We start from the raw sequence: 10,414 nt of genomic DNA, 5'->3' as shown, positions 1-10,414 counted from the left end.
ATCAGAGAGTTAGCGCTTCTGATCCTCGGGGACCTCGACCCCTACCGCCGAATCACCGCCCGGCCACCCTCACCCCACCGGATGTCCGAAGAGCCGGATACGTGGTCGATGCGATGCGCCAGCTGATGTACGGCGGTGACTACGCGCGGGCCGGGTGGGATCTGGCAGTGCTCGGAGTCTGGCTCGTCGGTGCGCTGCTGCTCGCGATGATCGGGGTGACCCGGATGACGCACCGCCGCACGCTGCGGGATCTGCAGCCGAGCCTGATCGGGTGATCGGTCGGGCGCTCGCGGCGGAACACCTCGCGGCGAGCGCGGAGGTGGATATGATGCGAAGGCGCGACCCTGACACGCGCACCGGGGCTCGGTGGGACTGAGTTCCACCTGTCTACCCGAAAGAGTTCTCGACGATGATGACCGATTCGCAGGAGCCCGCCGCACCCTCACGCCCCTCGCTGGGTGTCCGCATCGGACGCGTCGCGTTCCTCGTTGTGGCCGCGATCGTCGTGGTGGCCGTGGCTGCCGCGTTCTTCGTGACCTGGACGATCCAGCGCTCTTTCCCGCAGACCGACGGATCCATCGAGCTCGACGGCCTCCAGGCCGAGGTCACCGTGCAGCGCGACGACCGCGGCATCCCGACGATCACCGCCGACTCCACGGACGATCTGTTCTACGCCCAGGGCTTCGTGCACGCGCAGGACCGCTTCTTCGAGATGGACTTCCGCCGCCACGTGACGTCCGGACGGGTCGCCGAGATGTTCGGGGAGTCGCAGGCCGGAACCGACGCCTTCCTCCGCACCCTCGGCTGGCGCAAGGTCGCCGAGGCCGAGGTCGAGGCCATGGACGACACCACCCGCGGCTACTACGAGGCGTATGCGGATGGGGTGAATGCCTACCTGGCCTCGCGTTCGGGTGCCGAGCTCTCGCTCGAGTACGCCGTGATCGGACTGCAGAACCCCGACTACGCCCCAGAGCCCTGGGAACCTGCCGATTCCGTGGCCTGGCTCAAGGCCATGGCCTGGGATCTCCGCGGCAACATCGAGGACGAGACCGAGCGATCGCTCCTCGCCGCCGAGCTGAGCACCGCTACCGACGGCAATGCCCCGGATGCCGCGACCACCGCGGACATGCTGGCGAAGCTCTACCCCGAGTACCCGTTCGCTGAGAACCCGGTGATCGTCCCGAAGATCTCGACCGTTCCGGCGCTCGGCACGGGAGCGGAACCCGCAGCCTTCACCCCCGGCGAGACCGAGGGTGAGGCGCAGCAGGCGTCGACCACCATCGACTGGGAGGAGACCTCGAACGTCATCGAGGCCGCCAGCGTGCTGGTCGGCGACGTGGGCGAGGGCATCGGCTCGAACTCGTGGGTCGTCTCCGGAGACCTCACCGAGACGGGGATGCCGCTGCTCGCGAACGACCCGCACCTCGGAGCCTCCCTCCCCTCGGTCTGGTACCAGGTGCAATTGAAGTGCTCGACCGTGGACGAGGAGTGCCCGTTCGATGTGGGCGGCTTCTCGTTCTCCGGGCTGCCCGGCATCGTGATCGGCCACAACCAGAAGGTCGCGTGGGGGTTCACGAACCTCACCACCGACGTCACCGACCTCTACGTCGAGCGGGTCGAGGGCGACCAGTACTGGCGCGACGGAGCCCTGGTGCCGCTGGAGGAGAGCACGGAGACGATCAAGGTCGCCGGCGGCGATGACATCGATCTGACCATCCGCTCCACCGTGCACGGCCCGATCATCTCCGGACTCACGGACGACTTCACGGAGATCGCCGATGACCCAGAGCCCGCGCTGGGCGTCGAGGCCTCCGCGCCGACCACTCCCGTCCCCGGGTCGGAGGACGCCGAGTACGCCGTGAGCCTGCGGTGGACGGCGCTCGATCCCGGGACGGCCGCGACGGCGATCTTCGCCCTCTCCACCGCGCAGGACTTCGATGACTTCCGCTACGCCGCGTCGCTCTTCGACGTGCCGGCGCAGAACCTCATCTACGCCGACACCGAGGGCAACATCGGATACCAGGCCCCCGGCCGCCTCCCCATCCGCGGTGCTGGCGACGGATGGATGCCCCAGCCCGGATGGGACAGCAGCTACGACTGGACGGGCTTCATCCCGTTCGAGGAGCTGCCGGTGTCGTACAACCCGAACTCGGGGTACATCGTCACCGCGAACAACGCGATCGTGACGGACGACTACGCCTACTTCCTCTCCCGCGACTGGGACTACGGCTACCGGGCGGCGCGGATCGCCCACCTCATCGAACGGCGGACGGCGGTCGCCCCGCTGACCCCCGACGACATGCGCGACATCCAGATGGACAACGAGATGTGGATCGGAACGCAGCTGGCGACCGCCATGGCCGAGGTCGACGTCTCCGGGGCAGGCGCGTCCGATGCCGTCGACCTCTTGGAGGCCTGGGACGGTCAGAACAGCGCATCGTCGGCGGCCGCCGCCTATGCGAACGTGCTGTGGTCGAACCTGGTGCAGAACATCTTCGCCGAGCGCGAGCAGCCCCTCCCGATCGATGGTCAGGGGCGCCTGTTCACGGTCGTCTCCGCCATGCTGACCGATCCGTCCGACCCGCTCTGGACCAACGAGCAGCTCGACGTCGACGGGATGGAGCAGATGCTCGCGCTGTCGGCGGAGGAGGCCTACGACGAGCTCGCAGCCCTGCAGGGGACCACGATCTCGCGATGGAACTGGGGTGACCTGCACGCGATCACCCTCACCAGCGACACGCTCGGCTCGTCGGGGATCGCCCCGATCGAAGCACTGTTCAATCGCGGGCCGTTCCCCGTGAGCGGAGGAGCGTCCGTCGTGAACGCGACCGGATGGGAGCTCGGCGTCTCGTATGCGACGACGACGGTGCCGTCGATGCGGATGGTGGTCGATCTCTCCGACTTCGACGCCTCGACCTGGAACCACCTGACCGGTGCCTCCGGACACGCGTTCCACGAGCACTACACCGATCAGACCGCCGACTGGGCGGTAGGCGCCCAGAAGCCGTGGGCGTACTCGACGCAGGCGGTGAAGTCCGCAGCCGTCGACACGCTGGTGCTCAGCCCGGCCGACTGAACCCGAGGGTCGGAGTATCCGAGCACTGCCCCAGGATGCTCGGCTAGCGTGGATGGGTGCCAACCAGCTACCTCGCCCCCAAGGGCACCCCCGTCACGCTCCTGGAGTTCGAGCACGGAGGCGCGACCCTCATCGCCGAGACGTTCGGAGAAGGACCGCACACCTACCTGCTCCTGCACGGTATCGGCATGGGGCGCAGCGTCTACCTCGACGTGGTGCAGCGGCTCGATGGACGAGTCATCGCGGTCGATCTGCCGGGCTTCGGGGAGGCGCCAGAGCCCACGCGCACCCTCACGATGGAGCGGCACGCCGACCTGGTCGCGGCCTACCTCCAGCACGTGGACTCCGGTCCCGTTCTCGTGATCGGCCACTCCATGGGGAGCCAGATCGCTGCCGAGCTCGCCGCACGCCATCCGTCCCTCGTCGAAGGAGTGGTGCTCGCCGGTCCCACCGTGAACAAGGCGGCACGCAACATCGGAGCGCAGGCCCGCTACCTGCTGACCGACCTCATCGGCGAGCGGCCGCTGGTCATCTGGCGTGGAGCCCGCGAGTACCTCCGCGGCGGACCACACCTCTTCCGCAAGATGCGCGCAACGATCGTGCACGAGCCGGAAGACGCCTTCGTGCGCATCGAGTGCCCGGTGCTGGTGCTGCGCGGAGAGAGCGACCCGCTGGCACCGATGAGCTGGTGCCGCGAGATCATCGACGCGATCCCCGGAGCCGACCTCGAGGTGATCCCCGACCACGGTCACGGCACCCTGATCAGCGACTCCGAGCCCGCGGCACGCCTGATCCACGAGTTCGCCGCCCGTATCTGACGCCCGCGGGCCTTCCGTCGCGCGGCTCCCGGGATCAGACCTCGAGGTCAGCCGGCGGCGGGCGGGGTCTGCTTCGACTCGGCGAGTTCGTCGACCACGAGACCGCGCTGCTCGATGGTGCCGTTGCGGTACGCCTGCCGTCCGACCATGTGCGCCGAGAGCGGAGCGGTCGCGAACTGCATGAGCACCACCGGGGCGACCAGCACGAACCCGAGCAGGATGCCGCCGATCGAGCGCTGCGACAGTGCGATGGCGATGCAGATGAGGAGCAGACCGAGAACCTGCGGCTTGGTCGCCGCGTGCAGTCGCGAAGGCACATCGCGGAAGTGCAGCAGCCCGACCGCAGCCGACAGGCACAGCACGGCGCCGAGCAGGATGAGCACGAGCACCGCCACGTCGATGACGGCGTCGGGGATCATGAGACCGAACACGTTCATGGTGTCGTGTTGTCCCTTCTCGCGACGAAGCGGGCGACGGCGATCGAGCCGAACACCCCGATGGCCGCGATGATCAGGAGCACCGGGATGTTGCGGGTGTGACCGTTGATGGCCATCTCCGCACCGATCACGCACATCACCTCGGTGAGGAGCACGTCGGAGGCCACGGCCCTGTCGAGGATCGACGGCCCGCGCACGATCCGGATCAGGGCGAGCACGGCGGCGATGCCGAACACCACCATGATCAACAGCAGGAGGATGTTCATCGGGCACCGCCCTTCGTCGGTCCGAGGCCCGCACGCTCGTCGGCCTTGAGGGCACGATACTGAGCGGGGTCTCCGAGCGCACGCACGACCCGCTGCTCCCAGCGCAGCACGCCCGCACGCTGCTTCTCCACGTCGTCGAGGTTCCGGACGCCGATCACGTGCAGGTACAGGATCCGGCGGTCGCGGTCGGTCTCCACGACCAGCGACCCGGGGATCAGAGACGACACGACAGCGACGTGCGTCATGACGAGGTCGTCCGCGTAGCGCAGCGGCACCGCGATGATGGCCGTCCCCGGCTGTCGGCGGAAGTCGAAGACCTGCACGGTGACCGAGAGGGCGCCGCTCAGCACGGCGAACAGGAACTGCACCACGAAGAGCGCCGCGTACCAGAGGTTGATCCGGCCGGAGAGCGCGACGGTCGGCAGGCGGAACACGCGGGTGACGAAGATCGCGACGACGAGTCCCGTGAGGAACGACAGCACCGTGAACTGCGCCCACAACAGCATCCAGAGCACGACGAGCCACGCGAGGAACGGCAGCTGCACGCGGATGTCGCGCCACAGGTGACGCCGGGTGTCACGCGCCATCAGCCCACCTCGTCTTCCAGTTGCACGAGGCTCACGGGCTGCAGCAGTCCGGCGCCGATGCGGTCGCAGAGGGCGTACAGGGGACCGGCGAACACGGTCAGAGCGAGGGTCACAGCGACCATGCCTCCGGTCGCGAGGGTCATGATCTTCGGGATGCGGCGACGCTCCTGCTGCTCGTCGGCGGCGGGGGCGTTACCCAGGTAGGAGATGCGGCCCTCGGTCTCGGTGGAGTCCTCCTCCTCGCGCCAGAAGGCGAGGTTCCAGGCGCGCATCAGCGCGTACAGCGTCAGCAGCGAGGTGATGATACCGCCGAAGATCAGCACGATCATGATCGGAGTTCCGACGGAGGCCGCAGCTTCGAACAGCGCGAACTTGCCGATGAACCCCGAGAAGGGTGGCAGGCCGCCGAGGTTGATCGCGGGAACGAAGTACAGCACCGCGATGACCGGGGCGACCTTCAGCAGCCCCTTGACCCGCAGGATCGACGTGCTTCCCGCTCGGCGTTCCACGAGCCCGACGGCGAGGAACAGCGTCGTCTGCACGACGATGTGGTGAACGATGTAGTACACCGTCGCGCCGATAGCGGCGGGCGTCGCTATCGCGAGCCCGAAGATCATGTAGCCCACGTGGCTGACCAGCGTGAACGACAGGATTCGTTTGAGCTCTGCCTGCGCCACGGCGCCGAGCACTCCGACGATCATGGTCGCGAGCGCGATGATCAGCAGCAGGGTGTCGATGCTGTTCGAGGCGAAGAGCTGCGTCTCGGTGCGGATCAGCGCATACACGCCGACCTTCGTCAGCAAGCCGGCGAACACGGCGGTGACCGGGGCCGGAGCGGTCGGGTACGAGTCGGGCAACCAGAACGACACCGGGAAGATGGCAGCCTTGATGCCGAAGGCCACCACGAGCATCAGGTGCAGCACCAGCTGCGTCTCCTGGGGGAGCTCCGACATCCGCTCGGCGATCTGGGCCATGTTGACCGTGCCGAGCGCGCCGTAGATCATGGCGATCGAGGCGAGGAACAGGATCGACGAGACCAGCGAGACGACGATGTAGACCGCGCCGGTGCGGATACGGGACTCGGTGCTGCCCAGCGTGATCAGCACGTAGGAGGCGACGAGCAGGATCTCGAATCCGACGTACAGGTTGAACAGGTCCCCGGCGATGAAGGCGTTGAAGATACCGGCCGCGAGGATCAGGTACGACGGGTTGAAGATGGAGATCGGCGTCTCGTCGGTGCCGTCCGCCGCACCTTGGCCGATGGAGAAGAGCAGCACCGCGAGCAGCACGATGCTGGAGATCAGCACCAGGAGCGCGGCGAGCCGGTCGACATAGAGCACGATGCCGAACGGAACGGGCCATCCGCCGACCGACACCGCGAGCGGAGCACCCGAATCGACGACGACCAGGAGCACGGCGGCGATGATCGAGACGGCGGCGAGGGTGGCGACGGTGACGACGACCTGGAGGCGCGCGTTCCGGCCGAACACGAGAGTGACGGCGGCACCGAGCAGTGGCAGTGCGACGAGGAGGGGGACGAGGGCGGTCATGGCCTGCCCTCCTCGTTCTCGTCGTGGTCATCGGGTTCGTCGGGGCGCGGTTCTCGACCCTCGTCCGCAGCAGAGGGTTCGCTCCCCCAACCGGTCGGAGCGTCATACGGCGCATCGTCGTGGATGGAGGGGTGGTCCCGCATGTGCAGCACCGTGATCGGCGCGGTCTGCACGCCGACGAAGTCCGTGGTCGCCTCGTCGTCGTCCGTCTCGGATTCGTCGTCCATGAGGTCTTCGTCGGCATCGGTGCGCTCGCGCAGGGCGATGTCTGCCTCGTCGTCCTCGACCGTGTCGGCCTGTCCGAGCTGCCAGGAGCGATAGATCAGTGCGAGGAGGAAGGCCGAGACCGCGAACGTGATCACGATGGCCGTGAGGGTGAGCGCCTGCGGGAGGGGGTCGCTCATCTCGCCCTCGGTACCGAAGAACGGGGCGTTGCCCGGCACGCCCATCACGATCAGCAGCAGCAGATTGGTGGCGTTGCCGAGCAGCAGGAAGCCGATCAGCACGCGGGTCAGGCTGCGCTCCAGCATCGCGTAGACACCGCATGCGAAGAGGATGGCCATGATGACGATCAGGGTGAGGGAGACATCCATCAGCTGCTCCTCCCGCCCCGCGAGAGGAATCCTTCAGGACCGGGCGTGGTGCGCAGCGCGGCCTGACGGTCGACCTCGGCCCCGAGGCTGCGGAGCACGTCGAGCACGAGTCCGATCACGACGAGATAGACGCCCACATCGAAGATGGTCGACGTGACGAACTCCATGTGTCCGATGAGCGGGATCTCCCACTCCCAGAACGTGCTGGTCAACGGGGCGAGGCCGAAGAACAGGGGCACCACGGCCGTGCCGACGGCCAGGATGAGGCCGGTGCCGAGGAGGCGCCCCGCGTCCGTCGGGGCCGCGGCTCCCAGCTCCCAGCGACCGCCGGCGATGTAGCGCATCACCAGCGCCATACCCGCGACGAGACCGCCGGCGAACCCGCCACCCGGCAGGTTGTGCCCGGAGAACAGCAGGAAGATCGACACCACGATGATCGTGTGGAACAGAATGCGGACGATCACCTCGAGCAGGATCGACCTGTTCTCGGGCTTCATCTTCTGGCCGCCGACGAGCCATGCCCGCGGGCTGCTCTCGTTCTCGGACGTCTGGAAGCGGATGCCCTCGGTCGTCTCGACGAGGGGGCGGCTGCGCGCGGCCTTGCGCGTGGCTCGCGGCAGGTTCTTGGTGGCGGCCAGCAGATCGGCGCGGTGCGTGACGAACACGAGGGAGGCGACGCCCGTCGCGGCGAGCACGAGCACCGAGAGCTCGCCCATGGTGTCCCAGCCACGCAGATCGACGAGTGCCACGTTGACGACGTTCTTGCCGTGGCCGATCTCGTACGCGAGCTTCGGGAACGCCTCCGAGATCGGGTCGGCGACGCGGGACTGGGTGGCGACGACGGCCACGAAGGCCATCGTGACGCCCACGCCGATGGCCAGCAGGGCGCGGGGGATGCGCCCGACCGAGGCGTTGTGCTCGCCCATGCGCGCGGGAAGACGACGCAGCACGAGGGCGAAAGTGACCATCGTGACCGTCTCGACCAGGATCTGCGTGAGCGCGAGGTCGGGAGCGCCGCTCGTCGCGAAGAGCACGACCATTCCGAGTCCAGTGACCGAGACCAGCACCACGCCGGTGTAGCGCTTGCGCGCACGGACCGCGAAGATGCCGGCGATCGCCATGATCGGCGCGACGGCGATCTGCGCCGGGGTGTGCCAGAGGGACAGGTTGTACCGATCGATGTCGCTCGCGATCAGCGCCGTGACCTCGGCGGCGACGAACACCACGAAGATGGTGCCGACGTACACGGGCAGCGAGCCGCGCTGCGTGAGCGTCGTGCTGAGCACCGAGAGACGGTCGACGCCGCGCATGACGAAGTAGTACACGTCGGCCGCGGTGAAGCGCAGGATGCGAGCCTTGCGGTCCCAGGCGGTCCTGCGGGTGAGCAGGAACAGCCCGATGCCGAGCAGGATCGACAGGATCGAGATGCCCAGCGCCGGTTCGAAGCCGTGCCAGAGCGCCAAGTGGCCAGGGCCCTCGACGGCTTCCCCGGAGTGATCGAGGCCGGGAGTCGCCGTGAGGGCGTATCCCTGCAGAGCGGTGTCCAGGGCGGGAGCGCCGATGCCGGTGGCGAGGGTGACCCCCGCGAGGATGATCGGCGCGGACAGGAAGCCCACCGGCGGATCGGGCCATGCGGTGTCGGGAAGCTGCTGGCCCTGGTCGTCGCGCTTCTTCCAGAACGCACCCCAGAGGAAGCGCACGCCATATGCCGCAGTCAGCATGGAGCCGAGGACGATCCCGATCAGCGCGACGAGACCCCAGGCGGAGCCGCCCTGCGCGTCGTCGAGGAGCGCGGTGAGCGTCGATTCCTTGGCGACGAAGCCGATGGTCGGCGCGATACCCGCCATGGAGGCGACGGAGATGAATGCCGCTGTGGCCATGACGGGCGCCTGCCGACCGACACCGGAGAGCTCGCTGATGTCACGGGTCGACAGTTGGCGGTCGATCACACCGACGATGAGGAACAGCGCCGACTTGAACAGCGCGTGGCCGATGACCAGGGCGAGACCGGCGAGGGCGGTCGCCTGCGTGCCGTAGCCGACGACGATCGCGAAGAAGCCGAGCTGGCTCACGGTGCCGAAGGCGAGGATGCGCTTGAGGTCGGTCTCCCGAAGCGCCTGGATTCCGCCGAGCAGCATCGTGACGATGCCGAGCGTGATGACGATCGGTCGCCATGTCGTGCTGAACGCGAAGATCGGGGCGAAGCGGGCGATCAGGTAGATGCCGGCTTTCACCATCGCGGCCGCATGCAGGTAGGCGCTGACCGGGGTGGGAGCCGCCATGGCACCCGGAAGCCAGAAGTGGAAGGGGAACAGCGCCGACTTGCTGATGGCCCCGATCAGGAGCATCACGATCGCGGCATCGATGAGCGGCCCACTGGGCGCGAGCTCGAGGATCTCGCGGATGCTCGAGGTGCCCGTGTCGACGACGAGCAGCACGACGCCGACGAACATCACGAGACCGCCGAGCGTGGTCACGAGCAGCGCCTGCAGTGCGGCACGACGGCTGGCAGCGCGCCGACGGTAATGGCCGATGAGGAGGTAGGAGAGGATGCTCGTGACTTCCCAGAACATGACGAGCATCACGAGGTCGTCGGTGAGCACGAGCCCGTACATCGCCCCGGCGAAGCCGAGCAGGACACCGGCGAACTGGCCGACCCCCGCGGAGTCCTCGTAGAAGTACCAGCGGCAGTAGAGGAGCACGAGCGCGCCGACGCCGGTGACGATCAGCGTGAGCACCCAGCCGAGCACGTCCATGTCCATGGAGAGGTTGAGTCCCAGCTGCGGGATCCACTCGACCGATTCGAACGGGACGGGGCCGTCGAGCACCCGCGGCGTCATGACGAGCGCGTGCACGAAGGCGGCTGCCGGAACGAGGGCGGCGATGGCGAAGGCCTGAGCTCCGAGCCAGCGCACCAGAACGGGCATCAGCAGCGACCCGAGGAGGAACACAGCGAGGAGCATCAGCATATACGCGGCTCCCTCAGGGCTCGTCGGCCATTTCGGCACAGGCGGGCGGGTGTCAGACCAGTTTACCGGCGCGAGAGGTTCCTGCGGTCCACAGTTGCACGACCGTGCGAGAGTTGGC

General features: G+C 67.8%; 8 protein-coding genes and 1 pseudogene. 3 read left to right on the top strand and 6 right to left on the bottom strand.

Annotation, left to right across the window (positions count from 1 at the left end; genetic code table 11):
* The 3 genes and pseudogenes from HDC31_RS17205 to HDC31_RS17195 all read left to right on the top strand — a co-directional run.
* Positions 1-275 (top strand): annotated as a pseudogene (locus tag HDC31_RS17205) (hypothetical protein); the annotation flags it as partial.
* Between the two features lie 137 nt (positions 276-412).
* Positions 413-3,076, top strand: coding sequence for a penicillin acylase family protein (locus HDC31_RS17200; RefSeq protein ID WP_113680097.1), 2,664 nt, complete (start codon positions 413-415; stop codon positions 3,074-3,076).
* A gap of 56 nt (positions 3,077-3,132) precedes the next feature.
* Positions 3,133-3,894, top strand: coding sequence for an alpha/beta fold hydrolase (locus HDC31_RS17195; RefSeq protein WP_046748041.1), 762 nt, complete (start codon positions 3,133-3,135; stop codon positions 3,892-3,894).
* Between the two features lie 47 nt (positions 3,895-3,941).
* Here the strand turns inward: HDC31_RS17195 and mnhG are convergent, their stop codons facing one another.
* From mnhG to HDC31_RS17165, 6 genes are read right to left on the bottom strand one after another with little or no spacing between them, the layout of a single operon-like run.
* On the bottom strand, positions 3,942-4,331 hold the full coding sequence (mnhG, locus tag HDC31_RS17190) for a monovalent cation/H(+) antiporter subunit G (RefSeq protein WP_046748040.1): 390 nt from the start codon (positions 4,329-4,331) through the stop codon (positions 3,942-3,944).
* Entirely contained in the window at positions 4,328-4,597 is a 270-nt protein-coding gene (locus HDC31_RS17185) for a monovalent cation/H+ antiporter complex subunit F (RefSeq protein ID WP_021200077.1), read from the bottom strand. Before HDC31_RS17185 ends, mnhG begins: the two co-directional genes overlap by 4 nt.
* Positions 4,594-5,184, bottom strand: a complete 591-nt coding sequence (locus HDC31_RS17180) for a Na+/H+ antiporter subunit E (protein ID WP_113680098.1) — start codon at positions 5,182-5,184, stop codon at positions 4,594-4,596. The genes HDC31_RS17185 and HDC31_RS17180 overlap by 4 nt, the downstream gene beginning before the upstream one ends.
* A complete protein-coding gene (locus HDC31_RS17175) occupies positions 5,184-6,734 on the bottom strand; it encodes a Na+/H+ antiporter subunit D (RefSeq protein ID WP_045262651.1) in 1,551 nt (516 codons plus the stop codon). The genes HDC31_RS17180 and HDC31_RS17175 overlap by 1 nt, the downstream gene beginning before the upstream one ends.
* Positions 6,731-7,327: a Na(+)/H(+) antiporter subunit C gene (locus HDC31_RS17170; protein WP_046748038.1), complete on the bottom strand. Its 597-nt coding sequence runs from the start codon at positions 7,325-7,327 to the stop codon at positions 6,731-6,733. Before HDC31_RS17170 ends, HDC31_RS17175 begins: the two co-directional genes overlap by 4 nt.
* A complete protein-coding gene (locus tag HDC31_RS17165) occupies positions 7,327-10,296 on the bottom strand; it encodes a Na+/H+ antiporter subunit A (RefSeq protein ID WP_113680099.1) in 2,970 nt (989 codons plus the stop codon). The genes HDC31_RS17170 and HDC31_RS17165 overlap by 1 nt, the downstream gene beginning before the upstream one ends.
* Positions 10,297-10,414 lie beyond the last annotated feature (118 nt).

This window comes from Microbacterium sp. JAI119 (genome assembly GCF_013410135.1).
Taxonomy (GTDB): Bacteria; Actinomycetota; Actinomycetes; order Actinomycetales; family Microbacteriaceae; genus Microbacterium; species Microbacterium oxydans.
The sequence above is the reverse complement of the archived record's forward strand: the minus strand, read 5'-3'. Positions and strand labels throughout refer to the sequence as shown.